Origin of the sequence: Salisaeta longa DSM 21114 (genome assembly GCF_000419585.1) — a bacterium.
Taxonomy (GTDB): Bacteria; Bacteroidota; Rhodothermia; order Rhodothermales; family Salinibacteraceae; genus Salisaeta; species Salisaeta longa.
In genome coordinates this window covers 1,574,340-1,593,301 of sequence record NZ_ATTH01000001.1, presented here as the reverse complement: position 1 = coordinate 1,593,301, position 18,962 = coordinate 1,574,340, and the positions used below count along the sequence as shown (strand labels likewise).

At 60.7% G+C, this 18,962-nt stretch carries 14 protein-coding genes and 1 CRISPR repeat array; of the genes, 12 read left to right on the top strand and 2 right to left on the bottom strand.

Translation table 11 applies throughout. The features are described 5' to 3' along the window. Positions 1-71 precede the first annotated feature (71 nt). Positions 72-293 carry a hypothetical protein gene (locus SALLO_RS0106565; RefSeq protein ID WP_022835515.1) on the bottom strand — a complete coding sequence of 74 codons (222 nt, stop codon included), beginning with the start codon at positions 291-293 and terminating at the stop codon, positions 72-74. 201 nt (positions 294-494) lie between these two features. Between SALLO_RS0106565 and casA the strand changes: the two genes are divergently transcribed. The 12 genes from casA (at position 495) to cas2e (ending at position 13,596) form a co-directional block, all read left to right on the top strand. Continuing rightward, on the top strand, positions 495-2,057 hold the full coding sequence (gene casA / locus SALLO_RS15710; RefSeq protein ID WP_022835514.1) for a type I-E CRISPR-associated protein Cse1/CasA: 1,563 nt from the start codon (positions 495-497) through the stop codon (positions 2,055-2,057). A gap of 123 nt (positions 2,058-2,180) precedes the next feature. Continuing rightward, entirely contained in the window at positions 2,181-2,660 is a 480-nt protein-coding gene (casB, locus tag SALLO_RS0106555) for a type I-E CRISPR-associated protein Cse2/CasB (RefSeq protein WP_022835513.1), read from the top strand. Between the two features lie 106 nt (positions 2,661-2,766). After that, positions 2,767-4,038, top strand: a complete 1,272-nt coding sequence (gene cas7e, locus SALLO_RS0106550; protein ID WP_022835512.1) for a type I-E CRISPR-associated protein Cas7/Cse4/CasC — start codon at positions 2,767-2,769, stop codon at positions 4,036-4,038. Next, positions 4,038-4,784 (top strand): type I-E CRISPR-associated protein Cas5/CasD, encoded by a 747-nt coding sequence (cas5e, locus tag SALLO_RS0106545; RefSeq protein WP_028566987.1) that lies wholly within the window; start codon positions 4,038-4,040, stop codon positions 4,782-4,784. The genes cas7e (SALLO_RS0106550) and cas5e (SALLO_RS0106545) overlap by 1 nt, the downstream gene beginning before the upstream one ends. Beyond that, positions 4,781-7,360, top strand: coding sequence for a CRISPR-associated helicase Cas3' (cas3, locus tag SALLO_RS0106540; RefSeq protein WP_022835510.1), 2,580 nt, complete (start codon positions 4,781-4,783; stop codon positions 7,358-7,360). Before cas5e (SALLO_RS0106545) ends, cas3 begins: the two co-directional genes overlap by 4 nt. Next, positions 7,357-8,883 carry a hypothetical protein gene (locus tag SALLO_RS17720; protein WP_022835509.1) on the top strand — a complete coding sequence of 509 codons (1,527 nt, stop codon included), beginning with the start codon at positions 7,357-7,359 and terminating at the stop codon, positions 8,881-8,883. Before cas3 ends, SALLO_RS17720 begins: the two co-directional genes overlap by 4 nt. Further along, positions 8,822-9,346, top strand: coding sequence for a type I-E CRISPR-associated protein Cse2/CasB (gene casB / locus SALLO_RS0106530; protein WP_022835508.1), 525 nt, complete (start codon positions 8,822-8,824; stop codon positions 9,344-9,346). Before SALLO_RS17720 ends, casB (SALLO_RS0106530) begins: the two co-directional genes overlap by 62 nt. Continuing rightward, positions 9,343-10,593, top strand: a complete 1,251-nt coding sequence (cas7e, locus tag SALLO_RS15700) for a type I-E CRISPR-associated protein Cas7/Cse4/CasC (protein ID WP_022835507.1) — start codon at positions 9,343-9,345, stop codon at positions 10,591-10,593. Before casB (SALLO_RS0106530) ends, cas7e (SALLO_RS15700) begins: the two co-directional genes overlap by 4 nt. Beyond that, positions 10,590-11,348: a type I-E CRISPR-associated protein Cas5/CasD gene (cas5e, locus tag SALLO_RS15695; RefSeq protein ID WP_022835506.1), complete on the top strand. Its 759-nt coding sequence runs from the start codon at positions 10,590-10,592 to the stop codon at positions 11,346-11,348. The genes cas7e (SALLO_RS15700) and cas5e (SALLO_RS15695) overlap by 4 nt, the downstream gene beginning before the upstream one ends. 9 nt (positions 11,349-11,357) lie before the next feature. After that, positions 11,358-12,140 (top strand): type I-E CRISPR-associated protein Cas6/Cse3/CasE, encoded by a 783-nt coding sequence (gene cas6e / locus SALLO_RS0106515; protein WP_022835505.1) that lies wholly within the window; start codon positions 11,358-11,360, stop codon positions 12,138-12,140. Between the two features lie 180 nt (positions 12,141-12,320). Then, entirely contained in the window at positions 12,321-13,211 is an 891-nt protein-coding gene (cas1e, locus tag SALLO_RS0106510; RefSeq protein ID WP_022835504.1) for a type I-E CRISPR-associated endonuclease Cas1e, read from the top strand. Then, entirely contained in the window at positions 13,183-13,596 is a 414-nt protein-coding gene (gene cas2e / locus SALLO_RS15690) for a type I-E CRISPR-associated endoribonuclease Cas2e (protein ID WP_084696192.1), read from the top strand. The genes cas1e and cas2e overlap by 29 nt, the downstream gene beginning before the upstream one ends. A gap of 94 nt (positions 13,597-13,690) precedes the next feature. After that, positions 13,691-15,555: a CRISPR direct-repeat array (repeat unit 28 nt; unit sequence GATGACCCCGCACACGCGGGGATAGACC). Between the two features lie 818 nt (positions 15,556-16,373). On the opposite strand, the gene SALLO_RS0106495 is transcribed toward cas2e, so the two are convergent. Continuing rightward, the gene (locus SALLO_RS0106495) at positions 16,374-18,731 is read right to left on the bottom strand and encodes an amino acid permease (protein ID WP_211214081.1); all 2,358 of its coding nucleotides are present in this window, start codon (positions 18,729-18,731) and stop codon (positions 16,374-16,376) included. Positions 18,732-18,962: the final 231 nt, after the last annotated feature.

Below are 18,962 nucleotides of genomic sequence, written 5' to 3'. Positions count from 1 at the left end.
GCACACACGAGGACTTGTCCGGCAGATGTTGGACGGCGAGTTAGATCATGCCCGTATCCACCCCAACGCGGTCATATACGCTCATCGGACCGACGCTCTTCGCGCAGCACATGATCGGAGGACGCGTCGACGCCACCCGACCCGGCCCGTTTCAGCAGCCGTTCGCGGGCCGCGCGCCGATGCAGCCGGTCGAGTTTTTCCTGCAGCGCCTCTGCGACGAAGGCCGACACGTTGTCGGTCTGCTCCTTCACCGCCGCCCCAAGCTCATCCGGTACCGTGGCCGTGATACGCATCAGTATGCCCTCGTATGAGCGGAAAGGTGCACGATGTGCATACTCTAAAACGCATGCGCCGCTTCTGGGTGCAGCAGCGTCCTTCTGCACCACGACATCTTGGGCTGGACACGGAATGTCCACCCTGGCATCGGTCGATTCGTACGTTTCCTTGCAGCCGTTGGGGAAACAGCTCACTATACCGCCTCACACCTGCCTACCATGATGACCTACAGCTTGCTCGACGATCCGCTTTTCCGTGCTCGCAGTGCCGATGATGCTGTGGAGGCCCTGACGTTGCCCGCCGTGCTGCACCGGCTTGCCGATGCCGACGCGCCCGCCATCACCAGCTTCGAGGCCCTACAGGCGCATCAGCAGCAGCCGTGGTATCAGTTCCTCGTGCAGCTGGGAGCCCTCTGCGCGGCCCGCGCCATGGGCGGCCCGGTGCCGGCATCTCCGAAGCGCTGGCGCACGGCCCTTCTTGCCCTCGCCGACGATAACGGCGCCGCGTGGCACCTGGTAGTGGACGACCTCGCGCAGCCCGCGTTCTTGCAGCCACCTGTGCCCGAGGGGCGCCTCGACGGCTTCAAAGACGACCTGCCTACGCCCGACACCCTCGACTACCTCGTCGCCTCGAAGAACCACGATCTGAAAGTTGCCCGCATCACCCAACCGCGGCCCGCGCACTGGATCTATGCGCTGATTACACTTCAAACACTGGAAGGGTACTCGGGCCGGTACAACTACGGCATTGCCCGCATGAACGGCGGGCTCGGCAACCGCCCGCTGGTGGGGCTCTCGCCAGCTCTGGAATGGGGGCGCCGCTTCCGGCGCGACGTGCAGGTGCTGCTCGATGCCCGCGGCTCGCTCGCGGAACGCTACGATCTCAACGGTCCGGCGCTGCTCTGGACGATTCCGTGGGACGGCGCCAAAAACAGCACGCTGTCGCTGGAGGCGCTCGATCCGTACTTCATTGAGGTCTGCCGCCGGATTCGCTTCACCGCCGACGAAGACGGCACGCTCACCTGCTGGCGCACAAGCACAAAGGCCGCCCGCATCGACGCGCCCGACGACCTCAACGGCATCACCGGCGACCCGTGGACGCCCATCGACAAAGGCGAGGCGAAGGCCCTCACGCTGGGCGGCAATGGCTTCACGTACCAGAAACTGCATCAGATCTTGCTTTCGGGCGACTACCAAAAGCCGCCCGCGCTAGAGGTGCGTGCCGGCGATGACGGATTGTTGTACCTCGTAGCCCAAACGCTGGTGCGCGGGCAGGGCAAAACGGAGGGGCTGCATCACCGCATTGTGGCTGTGCCCAAGAAGGTCGCCACGTTGTTTGGGCGGAAGACCGAGCGCGAGCAGCTAGCCGCCCGGGCCCAGGCGCGCATCGAGCAGGCGGGCACCGTGCAGTCGAAGGTTTTGTACCGTGCCGTAGGCACCCTTCTGAATGGCGGCAACCCCGACGACGTAGACGGCGACGCGGTGCAGCCGTGGCTGGAGGCGTTCGACCGCGCGGTGGACAACGCCTTCTTCCCGAAGCTGTGGGCCTCGGTTGCGATGGACCCGGACGAAGCCGCGGCCGACTGGCAGCGCGTCCTCCGCGACGCGGCCGAGACGCAGTTCCACGACGCCGAGACGCGCACGCCGCGTACCGCCACGCGCTACTGGCGCGCCCGAAGCACCGCGCAGTCCATTTTCTGGGGCACGCTGCGGGAGCAGCTTCCGAAAGCCTTTCCCAATCAGGCGTCTGCGCCCCGTACCACCGAGGCACCCGCTACGTAGTTATAGGCCGGTGCAACCCGCTGTTTTGCTCTCACCCACAATCCCAACCCCATGCCAGACCCCGCAGCTCCCGAAGTTACGACAGATAACAAATCCCAAACCCCTAGCGAAGCCGTTGGGACCATGGCCGGATTGCTTGCGAACCCCGGCTTCCTCTCAACCGGCGAAATTGCCATGCTGCGCCGCGTCAATCCCGAGGCACCGGTGACGCCGGCGCTGTGGCGCCTCCTCGAACAGACCGATCAGCTTGATGCCCCCGGCTGGGCGTCGCAGGACGACTGGGAGCGCCGCTGGGGGCTTTTGGCCCTGTGCATGGCGTACGTACCCGGTTTGCACGACTACAACGTGCCTTTGGGGCAAGCGCTGGCCACGGCCGGGTGGTCGGAGATGCGCTTCGTACGCCTCATGGAAGCCGGCGCCGATGCCTTGCCCCCACTGATGCGCCGCATGGCGCAATACCTGGCCAGCAAAGAGCAGTCCGCCAACTGGGACGACGCGCGCCGCCTCATCTTTAGCCTAGGGGCCCCGCACGCGAACGACGTGCGACTCACGATTGCACGCTCCTATTACCGCGCCCTGTACGCGCAGGAGCAAGACGACTGAATGCTTGCCGGGCGTGTCTTCCCGCGCGCCGACGTACGGCTGTGTGTCCCTCCACAAACACACGTTGAACACCCTGTACCAACCTCATTCATCACGCATACCACGTATGTTTATCCAACTGCACACCCTCACGTCCTATCCAGCCACGTTGCTCAACCGCGACGACGCGGGCTTTGCCAAAGCCCTGCCGTTTGGCGGGAGCACGCGCACCCGCGTCTCCTCGCAGTGCCTCAAGTACCACTGGCGCAACTACGACGGCGCGCATGCCCTGCGCGACGCCGGTGCCGAGATGGCTGTTCGGTCGCGTCGCACGTTCCAGAAGCGGGTCGCCCAGCCGCTCATCGACGACGGCTACCCGGCCCCGCTGGTGCGCGCCGTGACCTTTGCGCTAAAGGAGCGGCTCCTCTCCGACAAAAAAGCCACCAAGACCGCAACGCGCGACTTCATCATTCCGGAGAAGCCCGCCGACGCACTCGAGGATCTGAACACCAATCAGATCGTGGTGCTGGGCGTCCCCGAGGTGCGTTACGTGCGTAGCCTCGCCGCCGAAAAGATCGACGCCGTTCGCGAAGACTTCCCCATCTTTTGGGAAGCCGAAGAACCCGACGACGCCCCTCTGGACCTGGACAAAGATACCGCCGGGGAGGCCGCCGACGCGATGCGCGACATTAGCAAACGCGACCTCAAGAAAAACCTGAAAGCCTTAACCCACGCCGCTGGCCTCGATGCGGCTATGTTCGGGCGGATGGCGACAAGCGACGTGCTGGCCCGGGGCGACGCCGCCCTGCACGTGGCCCACGCCTTCACGACGCACGCGCAGGAGAGCGAGAGCGACTACTTCACCGCCGTCGACGAACTCGTGACCGGCACCGGCGAGCTAGGCTCGGCGCTCATCCAGACGCAAGACCTCACGAGCGGCCTCTTCTACAGCTACGTGGTGGTGGACGTCCCGCTTTTGGTGTCCAACATCGAGGGCGTCCCGCGCGCCGACTGGACCGACGCCGACCGGGCCCTCGCGGCCGACGTGATGGAGCGCTTCGTGCACATCCTGACGACCGTGTCGCCCGGCGCAAAACGCGGCTCCACCGCGCCGTATGCCCACGCGCAATGCCTCTTGGCCGAAGTGGGCACCGCGCAGCCGCGTACGCTGGCCAACGCCTTCCACACCCCGGTGCCGCAACAGGACGTGGTGGCGGGCAGCTACAAGGCCCTCGGCCGCTACGTGAAGGAGATGGACGGCATGTACGGTCTGCAGACCGACCGCCGGCTCGCCGCGATGGGACCGGTGGATGGCCTCACAGACGCCGTAGGGGTCGACGCAACGACGACCGTCCCCGACATCGCTCGCTGGACCGCCGATCAAATCCGCACGGCCTAATGGATATCCTCTTGCTTCACTTGCGCGCCCCGCTCATGAGCTTTGGCGCCCCGATTGTGGACAGTCGGGGCGTCATCCAGCCGTACCCGGCCCAATCGCTACTCACGGGCCTGCTGGCCAACGCGCTGGGCGTGCAGCATCACGAAACCGACCGGCTGGAACGCCTGCAAGCGCGCCTGCGCTATGGCGTACGGCAAGACCGCGCCGGGCGTCAGATCCAAGACTACCAGACGGTGGACCTGGGCAGCGACCACATGAACTACAAGAACGTGGCGTGGACCACCCGCGGCGTCATGGAGGAGCGCAAAGGCGGATCGGCGAGCACCGGCACGCACATCCGCGAGCGCGACTACTGGGCCGATGCGGGCTACACCGTCGCCTGTACGTTCGATCCGGCCGCCGAAGCGCCCACGCTTGAGGACGTGGCCGCTGCCCTGCAGCATCCCGCGCGCCCGCTCTTCATCGGCCGCAAGCCGTGCCTTCCTGGAGCGCCGCTTTTGGCCGGCCGGTCCACCGCCGGTTCGCTCCGTGAAGCCCTCGCAGCCGCGCCCTTGCCCGCCTGGGCCGACGCCGACCGCACGCGCTACCGCGCCTGGTGGCCGGGCACGCCCTCCGATGACCGCGCGCGCCCCGTGACCGACGCCCGCGACTGGACGAACCAGATTCACGTCGGCGAGCGATGGATTACCGAGGGCTATGTATCTGTTCGCGATGATGCTCCATCTCCAAACGCCCCTTTCGCATGATTACGCATCCATGGGCAAAATTGAAGCGCGAAGACGACCAGGACAAAACGAGTCCGGTCGTGGACTGGCATCCGCTGGTAGCGCATTCTGCCGAAGTGGCGGCCTGTCTCGAAATGCTGCTTCGGCACACCAAGATTGGGACACGCATGGCGCATCTGATGAAGCAGGACGCTCTTACGGAGACGCAGATTCAGCGCTTCGGCGCACTCGCGGCGCTGCATGATGCGGGCAAAATGAATCAGGGGTTTCAGAACCGCGCTTTCGGAAAGCAACCTACATGCGATCATGTGACGCCAATGGTAGGGATGCTGGACTCCGAAGAGCATTGGAATACGATTGAAGCTGCTCTTCAGCTTTCTGATATGTATTCCTGGTTTGGGGATATGTGGGACACAATGGGCTGGCTTCGCACCACGTGGAGCCACCACGGATCTCTTGTCGAAATAAAACCGCCGAAGAAAGGTCTGTGGCCTCCAAAAGCGATGACCCGATTGTCAGAAGTTGGAAGCTGGGCACGCGAATGGTATCCGAAAGCGTTTGGAGACGCACTCCCCTTTACGCAAACCGAAGTGCAGCACCTGTTCAACGGCGCGCTTACCCTGGCCGACTGGATCGGCTCTGACACCACCTTCTTCGGATTTGATGCGACACGCATTGATCCTGCTACGGCCATTGAAGACGCACGCGAGGAGGCACTTATGGCCTTTAGCGAACTCGGTCTGGTGCTGAACACTGATGTAGACGCTTCGCTGTCCACCATTTTAGGGGGGTACGAGCCGTATGAAGTGCAAGAAGAAGTTCAATGCCTGCCTACAAGCACAGATGGTACGCTCTCTATTTTGGAATCGGCCACCGGATCTGGCAAGACAGAGGCTGCGCTTGGGCGCTATGCCCGGTTGCTCAAGGAAGGGCTCGTCGACAGCATGTACTTTGCCGTTCCTACGCGTGCTGCAGCCAAGCAATTGCATGAGCGTGTTAAAGATGCGCGCAACGTGATGTTTGGCACTGATCACCCGCCGGTGCATCTGGCCGTGCCAGGCTATTTAAAAGTAGACAGTACAGAAGGTACGCGTTTTGGCTGGCAGGTGCGTTGGGATGAGGATGTGGATAATCGGGGATGGGCGGTAGAATCCAGCAAGCGTTATATGGCATCGCCCATTGCCGTAGGCACCATCGATCAAGTACTGCTTACCACGCTCCGTGTACGACATGCACACCTCAGACTTGCAGGACTGACGCGCAGTTTCCTCGTGGTGGATGAGGTGCATGCCTCCAGCACGTACATGAATGAATTGCTGCATAACGTACTCACGCTGCATCAGCAGATGGGCGGGCATGCACTGCTGATGTCGGCGACGCTCGGATCCCGTGCTCGCGTGGCCTTTACTGGTGAAGATCCAATTCCATTCAAAGAGGCAAAGAAACAGCACTATCCGCTTGTAAGCCATGTGAATGGCGGGGCTATCATCGATCCGAAAAAACCTGCACCTCCTACAGGCGATGAAAAACAGGTCGCGTTAGATCTTGTACCGTTAATGCGTGCTCCCGAAGCGATTGCCCGCCGTGCTGAGGCAGCAGCTAGTGATGGAGCCCATGTACTCATCATTCGAAATACTGTGAGCGAGTGCCAGCGCGTGTTCGGCGAGATCGATTCGCAGTATGTATTTACCATTCCGACGGAAAATGGTCCTGTTCATGCTCCGCACCATTCCCGCTACTGCGCGCACGATCGTGAGCTATTAGACGAACAGATCGAGCATGTCTACGGAAAAAACGAGGTAGATGATAGGCCTACGCGCCCTCACGATGGTGGTATCATAACCGTGGCCACGCAGACGGTTGAGCAGTCGCTCGACATCGATGCCGACCTGCTCATCACGGACCTCTGTCCGATGGATGTGCTCTTGCAGCGTATTGGGCGTCTGCACCGGCACAGCCGCCAAGGCCAGCGTCCTGAAGGTTATCAAGCGGCGCAGTGCGTAGTGCTTACACCCTCACAACGAAGTATTGCAAAGACGATTGACCCTAAAACCGGGACAGGCCACCCGGGTCCCGGACTGGGATCGGTGTACGATGACCTGCGCATCGTAGAAGCCACTTGGCGGGCGTTGGAAGAACGCAACACCATCTCTATTCCGCGTGATAACCGCACACTCGTCGAAGAAGCCACGCATCCCGACGTTCTATCTCAAATCGAGCAGTGTGATCCACGCTGGGAAGCGCACGTCACCTACCTGCGCACGGGCCGACGCGAGGAAATCCTCGGGGCGAAGAATGCCAAGTTGTCTTGGGAAAAGCCGTTTGTCGATGACGCGAACGGCTTTTCAGGCGAGCGATTTACGACGCGCCTTGGAGAACAAGACATTGTTGTGGCGCTGCCAGCGCCCATGCAAACACCATTCGGGCAAACGGTGGAAGAGATGACACTGTCCCCGTACCTGTTTGGGCCAGACCAGCGCCCTGAAAACGGAATGGCAACGCATGTGCACCCTGTCCCCAAAGGCTTCGGGTTTACTTTTGCAGATACCCCATTCACCTACACGAACTGTGGCATTCAAAAACAATCCTCGACATGAATCTACTCGACAACCCGATATTTACCGTAGAAACCAGCACCGGCCATGAAATGTGCAGCTTGCCACGCATCTATGCGCTGCTGCAAGCTGATGCGGTGGAATCGTTTGCGAAGCTGCAGGCACATCAGAAGCAAGCCTGGCATTGCTTTCTGGCACAGCTTGGCGCCATCGCTACGGAAAACCGCGATCTACCCGAGACCGAAGCAGGCTGGCGCGAGGCGCTGGCAGCCCTAACGGTGCCCGAGGCCTGGAATCTGTACACCGAAGATCTCAGCAAGCCCGCATTCATGCAGCCGCCCGTGCCCGAGGGTAGACTGGACGGGTGGAAGGAAATTCATCCGACTGAATACGATGTGCCGGTTCTCTCGAAAAGCCACGCACTCAAAATGCGCCGGGTGCATACACCCACAGATGAGCACTGGATTTACCTGTTAGTGAACGTGCAAACTACAGGGTTCTACTCACCGGGTGGACGACGTACCGTACGTATGAATGGAAGCTACGGAAGTCGACCCTTCTTTGGGCTGACCCCAAGCCTTCGACTGGGTCCTTGGATTATGCACGACATCAAGGTGCTCAATACACATGTGGATCGTATTGAAGAAAAGTACAGCTTCAAACGAGAGATCCACCCCTTACTTTGGACACGGTCATGGAGTGGAAACGGAAGCCTGGATCTTGCCCGACTTCATCCGCTGTTTATCGATTGCCCACGGCGAATCCGAAAAGGGGAGGCATGGATGAAGAAAAGTACAGAAGCTGAACGCGTTATCGGCGATATCAACGGACAAACCGGCGATCCCTGGGCACCAGTCAACATTAGCGAAGATAAAGTGCTTAATCCGAGTCGCCGTGACTTTGAGTATCGTCGGCTCCGCGACATTATTTTTGGCGACACATACGAGCGTCCCATCAGTTTTGCTGAGGCTACCAAGGGGTACATCGTTTGTCGCGCGGTAACAGGTGAGCAAGGAGGACGTGTGAACGACCTACAGCGCATCATTCCCTTCTCCAACCGCCGCAGAGGCTGGAATAAGATCGAAAGAGAGTCAAAGCGCCGTGTCCAGAAAGCGGAAACCGCCGAGAGCATCTTCTCCCACGCACTCGGCTGGCTCTTCTGTGAAGATGTCGATGAAGGCACCAGCAGTGGCTTCATTGGCGCATACAGGAAGAAAGATTACAACGAGCCCGACAAAGCATACGAGCGCCAGATCAGTGCCCTCCACGCCCGCATCGACCAGCGTTTCTTTGACCGGCTCTTCGAAGCGCCTGACATGAGCGACGAGGAGCGTCAGACGTTCTGGGAGACAATTCTGGTCGATGTCCTGCAGACGCAGATGAACGAGGCGATGACGCTCTGTCCGAACAAGCAGCCGTGGAAACGGAAGGCACACGCCCAATCTGTTTTCAGTGGTCGCATGAGACACGAATTCACCTATGCCAAACAGTACGACACGTCGTATGGAACCGAATCCAACGCCAACGACCGAAACGCCGACAAGTCACACCACGCAGCTGTATGAGCGATACGTTGAACTGCCATCGGGCGAGCAAGCTGAACTCCGGCGCGGAACGACCGGCGCTGCGTTCTGGCGACTGCTTCGCACGATTGGCAAGCACAACGCCCGCAAAGACGACCTGCGCAACTGGCAACTGCTCATTCAATGCATAGCCATTGCCGGACATTCCGAGAAACCGCCACTCGGCAAGGCGCTCAAGCAAGCCGGGTACTCTGAGGCCCGACTCAAGCGCCTACTGGAAGCCGATGACGACCTGCTCCCCGGCATTCTGCGCCGCACGGCCAGACAGCTCAAGAGCAGCGGTCATACGGGTAACTGGAATATCATTCGTCGCATCCTCTTCGATCATAAGGGCGCAGGCGACGACGCACGGCTTCAACTTGCGCAGGACTACTTTACCTACATCCCTGACGATGACACGTCAGACGCTGATACTTCGAATCAAGACACCCCCCAACACCGATGAGTAACTTCTTTCAGTTTCACCTGCTCACGTCCTATCCCGGCACGCTTTTGAACCGTGACGATGCCGGATTTGCAAAATCCCTTCCGTTTGGCAATGCCACACGCACCCGTGTCTCCTCGCAGTGCCTGAAGTATCATTGGCGGAAGTACGAAGGCAAGCATGCTATCCGTAAGGCGGGTGATATGGCCATTCGGTCGCGGCGCACGTTCCGCCAGAAGATCGCTGATCCGCTTGTCGAAAAAGGATACGATGAGCGCCTTGTGGCGGCTACAGTCCAAGGGCTGTCGGACATTCTATTAAGTGGAGATACGTCGAAAGGCGATATTAAAGACAACGTACAGCCGGTTCTTGAATCGGATGACCCACTGGGTGAGACCGAACTTTCGCAGCTTGTTGTCCTGGGCCAGCCAGAGGTGCGTCAGATTCGGAAAGATGCTCAGGCCGTGCTCGACCGCGTTGCAGAAGCAGACTACAACGAAGACAGCGTCGCTCAAACTCGAGATGCTATCGCAGATGCAATCGCTGTCGATGAGTTGCGTAGCAACCTCGCCGCACTGGGAAACGCCATGGGCATCGACGCGGCCATGCATGGGCGTATGGTGACCAGTGACGTGATGGCCCAGGGCGATGCAGCCGTACACGTAGCACATGCCATCACGACTCATGCCCAACAACGTGAAGACGATTACTTCACCGCCGTCGACGATCTACAAGACGAAACAACCGGCGGTACTGAAGCCGGAAGTGCGCACATCAACGTAAAGCAGCTTACCAGCGGGCTCTTCTACAGCTATGTGGTGGTCGATCTGCCGCTGTTGGTGAGCAATCTGGAAGGATGCAAGCGCGAAGAGTGGAAAGAGGCTGATCCCACCCTCACCAAAGAGGTGCTCCGGCGTTTCCTGCATACCATTACGACTGCTTCGCCGGGTGCTAAGCTTAGTTCAACGGCCCCGTACGCTAGAGCCGAGTTCGTAATGGTGGAGAGTGGCGACGAACAGCCACGCACCTTGGCTAATGCATTCAAAAAAGCTGTACCTGCCGAGGGCGATGTCACCGAGGCAAGCATCGAGGCACTCACCAGCTACGCCGCACGCATGGATGATATGTACGGCGCGCAGGAAGAACGCATCTGTGGGACGACATCCGAAACAGATGCGCTGCCTGCTGAAAGGGCGACCTTGCCCGAAATTGCCGACTGGATTGCTGCACACGTCGATCGCTTTTACACAAACGGGACGTCCTCATGACCTACTCCATACTCCGATTTGACGCACCCATGATGAGTTTTGGCGCGCCGATTGTCAGCGAGGAAGGACTCATTCAACCGTTTCCAGCCCTGTCCATGATGACTGGGATGCTGGCGAACGCATTGGGGTACGACCGTCGCGAACCCGAAAAGCACGAGCGTCTACAGCGTGGTCTTTCCTATGCCGTGCGCGAGGATATGCCTGGCGAAAAGATCGTGGACTATCAGACTGCAGATCTGGGCCACCCCCATCTGCAAGCAAAAAGCAAAGGAGGAAGTGTCGCATGGACAACATGGGGTACATTGGACCAGCGCGGAAGCGGGAATACGGCTACTACCAATATCCGTAACCGCGAATACTGGGCAGGAGCTGTGTATACCGTCGCGCTTAATGTACAGCACCTTGCTGCTGAGCAGATTGAAGCTGCACTCCGGAAGCCGGAGCGCCCGCTCTTCATTGGGCGCCAACCATGCCTTCCGGGTGTGCGCATGTATCAGGGCACAGTGGAAGCCGAGCGGCCTCAAGAGGCTCTCGCAGATGAAGAGACATTTGCAACCGATGAGGAAGGCACCCGCCTGATGCCTAAACGCCTTTGGTATGCCTGCGACGCAGATACATCTGGCAATGTCATGCCGGTGACCGACGCCCGCGACTGGACGAACCAGATTCACGTTGGCGAACGGTTCATTTGTGAAAAGGCAATGCCGAAGCGCTGGCTCACCGCCATCGACGCACTATCTCAACGATCAACCTGACAGTATACCATGGCGATCACTGCAACATCTACCAACACCTTTCACATGGTGCACCTTCAGCTCGACGCCAAGGGCCTCGCCGCCCTCGGCCGTATGCTGAACCTGCCCGCTAAACACACAACCACCAACTATCTTGTACACTGCGCCCTGGGCGAACTCTTTGGCGACGATGCCCCCAAGCCCTTTAGCATCGAGTCGACGCCGGGCGCGCGGCACGTGCACGTGCTGGGCTACGCCGATGTTGATGCAGACGGCCTGCAGAATCAGGCCCAGATTGGGGCCAGCCCCACGGTGTACGATCTGTGCGATTGGGAGGCCCTGGCCGTGAAAGACATGCCCACTGCGCTCCCCGAGGGCCTCGCGCTCCGGTTTGAGGTGCGCGCCTGCCCGGTGATCCGAAAGGCGTCTGCGGGGTCGGGCACCAACGCTGCCGGCGATACGGTGCACTGGCGCGAAGGACAGGAGCTGGACGCCTTTCTGTCTGAGCAGTGGACCAGCGACGTCCCCCTCAGCCGAGAACAGGTGTATGCCGATTGGCTGACGCGTCAGTTTGATGTGCGCGGCGGGGCCGATATCACAGCGGCCGGCCTGGAGCGATTTTCGATTGAGCGGATGATGCGGCGCGTCCCCAACGGCACAAAGCGTAAGGCGGCGGTGATCAAGCGCCCGGACGTGACGTTCACCGGTACCCTGCAGGTGACGGACAGCGATGCGTTCCTGCAGGTGCTCCGATCGGGCCTCGGCCGTCACAAAACCTTCGGGTACGGCATGCTCAAGATCCGCCGTGCGTAACCTGTGCAGACCTGCATGAATGGAGGCGTGGCGGCAGGCTGCGCTATCGTCCGCTGGTACGACCTCCGAAAAAGCAACGGTGTAAAACCGGGCGCTTCTCGATCCAGAAAGGGACGGTTCTTGTCCTGCGGGGACCCCCATTTGCCATTCGTTATTCGCCATTCACCACTTGTCCTTCCCATGCCGCTCAAAGGACGCCTTGGACTTGAAAGTGCGCGCGTGCCCCAGGCCGATCGGCACGGGCTGCTCTGGCTGGAGCGTGGCCGCCTGGCCGTCGAGGACGGCACGGTGGTTTTTACCACGGCGGGCAACGACCAGTTGGAGGCCGGCGCGTACGACATCCCGCTGCAACAAATCTCCAACCTTTTGTTGGGGCCGGGTACCGTCATTAGCCACGATGCATTGCGGCTTCTGGCGCGGCAACAGACGGGACTGTTGGCCGTGGGGTCGAAGGGCGTGCGGCTCTATGCCGTGAGTATGCCGCTGGGCCCCGATCGCGCCAAGCGCGCACGCCAGCACGCTATGCTGTGGGCCAACGAAGACCGCCGCATAGACGTCGCCCGCGCCATGTACACGATGCGCCTGGGCGGCGAACTTCCACCATACATGCGCGACATGGACTCGCTGCGTGGCGTGGAGGGCGCACGCATGAAGCAGGTCTACGAGCGCCTTGCCGAGCAGTACGGCGTGCAGTGGCAGGGCCGGCGTTACGACCGTACCGACCCCGAGGCGACCAATGCGGTGAACCAGGCCATCAACCACGCGGCGGTGGCCGTGTACGCTGCGGCGCGCATTGCCGTGGCCGTCACGGGCACCGTCCCGCAACTTGGTTTCATCCACGAATCGTCGGGCTACGCCTTTGCCCTCGACATCGCCGATTTGCACCGCGCCACGCTCACGTTGCCCGTGGCGTTTCGTGCGGCAAAGCGCCACAGGCAGCGCGGCGGGAAAATTGAAGGGCTGACGCGGCGAATGACGGGACGCATGCTGCGTCAAAACAACGTCATTCCCGAAATGATTGATCAGATCAAGGAGGTGCTCGATGGCGATGACGATCGCGGTGACGCGTAACACGCCCAACCGCTTCAACGGATTTTTGGCCTCATGCATGCACGAGATTGCCCCCGGCGTGTATGCCGCGCCGCGGATGAAGAAGTCTGTTCGGGAGCGCGTCTGGCATGTGATGATGGAATGGGCCGGACTGCTTCCGCCGGAGGGCGGCGTGGTGCTTTTTTGGAAGAGCCGGCAGGCCCCCTCGGGGCTGGGCGTTCGGATGATCGGGTGGCCCAAGAAAGAGATGGTCGACCACGAAGGGTTATGGCTGACCGTACGGGGGCTTACTGCCGCGCATGACATCGACGAGCTGCAGGATCTCGCGCGCGCTGCGGAGCCCACGCCCGACGCAAACGATCCGGTGCTTCGGTACCTACCAGCCGAGGGCGAGGACACCCCGTAGGGTCTGCCGGATTGGCAGCAGGGAGCCTTGCATCTGGCTATGTTCTTTGATATAATGAGATTGATGTACCTGTGCCGTGACATATCGGCGCAGGGATGACCCCGCACACGCGGGGATAGACCTGGCCGAGCAAGTCACGGTAAAAATTAATGTGGGATGACCCCGCACACGCGGGGATAGACCGAAGTGTCGTACGAGGATGCCGAGACACCAAACGATGACCCCGCACACGCGGGGATAGACCGCATGCCGAAACGAACGAGGATCGCTGGAAGGCGATGACCCCGCACACGCGGGGATAGACCTCTTCCGCGCCTCGTGGATCGACGAAGGGCGCGGATGACCCCGCACACGCGGGGATAGACCCAACTTGGGATTCATGGCCGAACAGTTCGGCACGATGACCCCGCACACGCGGGGATAGACCCGTCAACGCGAAAACCGATCTGTCAACCGATGGGATGACCCCGCACACGCGGGGATAGACCGATGCGCAAGAGCGTGTGGACGCCGCGGAGGAGCGTGTTGGATGACCCCGCACACGCGGGGATAGACCTTCTTCGACGCACAAGATTATGAGGCCATCCGGGATGACCCCGCACACGCGGGGATAGACCTCTGGAAAGCCCTGGAAGCATCGGCTTCCGGGTGATGACCCCGCACACGCGGGGATAGACCCTCACGATCCAGTTGGCTTGACTGCGCACGCTGGATGACCCCGCACACGCGGGGATAGACCGCTGCAGAGAGCGAAGCACAGACTTGAAAGGACGATGACCCCGCACACGCGGGGATAGACCGTAAGCCGGGGCGGGCCGGCGAAGCCGCCCACCGATGACCCCGCACACGCGGGGATAGACCCCCGCGCTCAGGCGGGCGGTGACCGGGTTGGCCGATGACCCCGCACACGCGGGGATAGACCTTTTTTGCGACGATCCCGAATCCTACCTCACGCGATGACCCCGCACACGCGGGGATAGACCGGTAGCGCCTGTGCGCAGCGCCAAGCGAACGGGGATGACCCCGCACACGCGGGGATAGACCGCCGCCCATGGACAGCGTCACTCGGCGCTTTGCGATGACCCCGCACACGTGGGGATAGACCGTACGACGACGAGTACGGCTGGGTCATGACGGAGATGACCCCGCACACGCGGGGATAGACCCATGATCGGCAACTGCGGCCTGCTCATCGAGGCGATGACCCCGCACACGCGGGGATAGACCCGTGACAGCGCTGGGGTTATGGTGCCAGCCGATGATGACCCCGCACACGCGGGGATAGACCTCATCGTGTAGAGGTCGGAGTTACCCTTGCTGGGATGACCCCGCACACGCGGGGATAGACCGCACGAAGGTACATCGATCCGCGAGCTGCTGGAGATGACCCCGCACACGCGGGGATAGACCGCCGTAGGCTCGGTTGGCTACCGTGTGGTAGTAGATGACCCCGCACACGCGGGGATAGACCTGACGAATACGATCATGAAAGTTCTTATTTTGCGATGACCCCGCACACGCGGGGATAGACCCATAATGGAGGGTCAGCAGGATGATCGTGCCTAGATGACCTCGCACACGCGGGGATAGACCTGAGGTTGACCACAATCTCCTCCCCACCGGCACGATGACCCCGCACACGCGGGGATAGACCTCCGATTGAGGGCAGCCGCGGGCGCATTGGCGGGATGACCCCGCACACGCGGGGATAGACCGCGTGATAGGCTTGACAATCTTCGTCTCAGAATGATGACCCCGCACACGCGGGGATAGACCTGAGCAGCGTAGGACTGATACTGGGCAAGAGGGGATGACCCCGCACACGCGGGGATAGACCCTACGTCGACGTCGATGGCCACCGTGGCGAGATGATGACCCCGCACACGCGGGGATAGACCCGATTCGCTTCCAGGCTGCATCCGCGTCGCCGCGATGACCCCGCACACGCGGGGATAGACCGGATCAAACTGATGAAACAGACCTGTTTTGCTCAGCAGATGGTGTGCAAGACAAGTCTGCTTTACTCATTGCGCTCTTCCTTCAATAATCAGCAAAGCAAGTTTCAGCACAAGAACTGAGAAAAACTATGAGCCACGAGTCGAAAAGACTGCTATCTGGTAAAAATATTATAAATCTTGTAAAAGTATTAATTATTTTTGCCATGGTTACTTCAATAGCTTACCTCTCAAATTTATTTGGGTTGCGGACTCACATTGGTGGCCGGGTACTGCCATGGGTTCTGATGACCGTATTCGGAGCTGTGTCTACTTGGCTGTTCAACATTTACTCCTACGACTTTACAGCCTGGGTTTTAGGGAGGTCGGACGAAGTTCGGTAACGGATGTTATGCGAAACTCCTCACGCGGCGTAACACGGCCAAGCACCCGGACGCAGGGCTGGTGCTTTCATGCTGCCAGTGGGCCAACCTGAATACTCGTCGATTCGGCTGGCGATTGTCGCGCCCCGCTCCGGTGATGGTCGAACCGTTATTCCTCATGCACTACGAGCCCTGAAGGGAAAGCGATAAGAACGCTCCGATCTGCTTGGTTGCAAATTTCAGAGGGCCCATTCAAGGTTCTTGCGTTGTTCTTTACTGATCTTCGAGTCATTGATGGAAAGTCGCAAGGCTGTCGCCACACCAGATGTACGAGTCACTCTGGGATAGCTGGGGAGTAATGAGGTGGTAGCCCCTCCCGACGCCCACTCTCATACGAGACGCCCACTCCCATACGACACGTCCGATGTCCAGCACACCGAGCAACGCGGGGCAGCGCGCGCTACGCAAGGGCCGATTCAAGACCCGAGTCGCGCACGAAAAGACAGGTAGACTGCGTCGTGCGTACCATGCGGTGCGGAAAAGCGAAGTCTAACGTAGGAACGAGCCCAAAGATGTTGAGATCGGCCTGCGGGGCACGGTCGATATAATCGTCGAACGCACCGGTTTCGGCAATGGCTGTGGCGTTGGGAATGCGTCCCACGTCAATCAGCTTCTCTAAAAAGTCCTGGGCCTTCGCCTGCTCGGCGTCATCCGTGACGACTGTCAGCAGACGCAACTTCGCATCCCAGTTCTGCGACAGCTTGTAGCCGGTGAGGAGGGCGAGGTCAAGGTTGCCAATCTCCATCGAGATGCGCCAGTCGGGGCTACGGTCGTGGATCCAGACGTTGATGGTTTGCCGCTGCCCGAGGGCCGCGCGGGGGTGGGGGGCATAGAGAATGGTGCCCACCTTCTCGCGGTCGGCCTCACGAATAACGACGCGGTAGTCATCCGCACGAGCCTGGGTCGCGGGCATCCGCAGAAAAAGGACATTCGGGCGGAAGAACGCCCCGCGTAGCGTCTGCATGCCGGCACACAGGCTGTCGGCAAAGCCGCCCGCATCAATGACCGTGGCCGAGGCAAAGATGTCCCGCTCACGAAACGCATGGGTGAGGGCGCTGATCTCCTCGTTGAGCGCGTCGGTGGCAGCGCGGGACGGATCGGGAGCATCCGCGGCAGGGGGCGCGGCAGCCGCTGTAGAACGCACGGGTCGGGCCGGCCCATCGGCCGCAGACACGCCGACAATCTTTACAGACCCCTGGGGGTGCGTCAGGTCTTGCAGGAAGAGGAAGGTCCCCCGCAGGTCGCTGGCATCCTCCACCGGCACCAGCAGGTTCGGCTTCCAGGCCCGCTCTTGCATGGTGGGCAGCTCGGTCACCTTCTTGGCGGCCCATTCGGCAAAAGCCACAAACAGGCCCGAACGCACGTCTTCGAAGGGCGCGTCGAGGTGGCGGCGCGCCAGCACAACGTAGAAGCCGAGCGTTACCACCACGGCCACAAGGCTCACCATTGGGTTGATAATAAACATGGCAAAGAGGGAGCCGGCCAAGCCGAGCGCCGACACCCAGATGGGAATGCGCAGCCGCGGGCGGAAGCTGACGAGGTCGAGGCTCTGCTCGATGAGGACGGCGGCGTTGATCATGGCGTACGTCACCAAAAAGAACATGGTGATGAGCGGCGCGATGAGGTTGAGGTCGCGCAGGAGCAGCGACAAAAAGATGATGCCGCCCGTTACCCACATCGCATTGCGCGGCTCCCCATTCTCGGACTGTTGCTTTAGCCATCCGGCCCCAGGCACAACGTGGTGCGCGCCCATTGCCTGCAAAATGCGTCCGGCGCCCACCATCGATGCAAGCGCCGATGAAAAGGTCGCTCCAAGAAGCCCCGCTAGGACGGCCGACGGCCAGTAGGCCTTGTCCATCATCACCGTGTAGTTGCTGACCATCTCCGTGGGCGTGGCCGAGCGGGCCAGCCAGATGGCGAGCAAGATGTAGATGACCAGCGAAACGCCAATGGCTGCCATGGTACCCAGCGGGATGGCACGCTTCGGATCCTCGAGGTCGCCGCTCATGTTGGCACCGGCCATGATGCCGGTTGTGGCCGGGAAGAATACCGCAAACACGATCCAGAAGCTGGTCCCCGAAAAGCCATTTTCAGACGAGCCCGGAAAGTTGCCCCACAGTTGGATCTCGCTGAGGCCGTACTGCATCGACCCCGTAGCCGCGGCCGTACCGATGGAGACAAGGGCTGCAGCGATCACCGCCATGATGAGATACTGCACCCGAATGGCAAAGTCGGCGCTCACGTATGCGATGCCGTACAGGACGAGAAATACGGCAACGTCAATGAGAAGCGGCGGGTGCTCGGGAAAAAGGTAGAGCCACCCTTCGCGAAATCCAAAGATGTAGAGGGTGACTGCCAGCGCCTGCGACAGGTAGCGCGGAATGCCCACGCTGCCGCCCACCTCCAGGCCAAGGCTCTGTGCTATGATGGCATAGGCCCCTCCGGCTCCAATCCGGATGTTCGTGGTGATGGATGACATGGCCAGGGCCGTACAGATGGTTATGCCAAAGCCAAGGAGCATGATGAGAAGGCCGCCCACAAGGCCCGCGTTGCCCAGCACCCAGCCCTCGCGCAAAAACATGATGACGCCCAGGATGGTGAGCAGCGTAGGTGTGAACACCCCGCCAAACCATCCAAACTGGTTGCCGCCGCTGCCGGGCGTTTCATCCGGCGGCTTCATACTCGCGTCGATTTCGGCGACCGATGCGGCTGAACCATCGGATGCGGCAGCAGAAGACGAGGGGGCCGAGGCAGCCATGGGCGATGAGGTGCACAAGTGAAGGCGTTAGTGTGTGGTGCAAACATGCGTACGATTGCACCAGCGGAAGGTCTGCGGCCATTGCATGTTGCGGCACTACCCCTGCACACGCGAGGCGAGCGTTTGTTGCTCGGCTTACGCGCGGGAGAAAGCGGATGTCGGTGCAAGCATATCGTGACGGGCCTCAGCAGCACGATAGAAATGACGCGTTCGCTCGGCTGCAAACCCCTG

Bases quoted from the DNA above. Each gene is read 5' to 3' on its own strand.
- SALLO_RS0106565 (WP_022835515.1), bottom strand. From the start codon at position 293: ATGCGTATCACGGCCACGGTACCGGATGAGCTTGGGGCGGCGGTGAAG.
- casA (WP_022835514.1), top strand. From the start codon at position 495: ATGATGACCTACAGCTTGCTCGACGATCCGCTTTTCCGTGCTCGCAGT.
- casB (WP_022835513.1), top strand. From the start codon at position 2,181: ATGGCCGGATTGCTTGCGAACCCCGGCTTCCTCTCAACCGGCGAAATT.
- cas7e (WP_022835512.1), top strand. From the start codon at position 2,767: ATGTTTATCCAACTGCACACCCTCACGTCCTATCCAGCCACGTTGCTC.
- cas5e (WP_028566987.1), top strand. From the start codon at position 4,038: ATGGATATCCTCTTGCTTCACTTGCGCGCCCCGCTCATGAGCTTTGGC.
- cas3 (WP_022835510.1), top strand. From the start codon at position 4,781: ATGATTACGCATCCATGGGCAAAATTGAAGCGCGAAGACGACCAGGAC.
- SALLO_RS17720 (WP_022835509.1), top strand. From the start codon at position 7,357: ATGAATCTACTCGACAACCCGATATTTACCGTAGAAACCAGCACCGGC.
- casB (WP_022835508.1), top strand. From the start codon at position 8,822: ATGGAACCGAATCCAACGCCAACGACCGAAACGCCGACAAGTCACACC.
- cas7e (WP_022835507.1), top strand. From the start codon at position 9,343: ATGAGTAACTTCTTTCAGTTTCACCTGCTCACGTCCTATCCCGGCACG.
- cas5e (WP_022835506.1), top strand. From the start codon at position 10,590: ATGACCTACTCCATACTCCGATTTGACGCACCCATGATGAGTTTTGGC.
- cas6e (WP_022835505.1), top strand. From the start codon at position 11,358: ATGGCGATCACTGCAACATCTACCAACACCTTTCACATGGTGCACCTT.
- cas1e (WP_022835504.1), top strand. From the start codon at position 12,321: ATGCCGCTCAAAGGACGCCTTGGACTTGAAAGTGCGCGCGTGCCCCAG.
- cas2e (WP_084696192.1), top strand. From the start codon at position 13,183: ATGGCGATGACGATCGCGGTGACGCGTAACACGCCCAACCGCTTCAAC.
- SALLO_RS0106495 (WP_211214081.1), bottom strand. From the start codon at position 18,731: ATGGCTGCCTCGGCCCCCTCGTCTTCTGCTGCCGCATCCGATGGTTCA.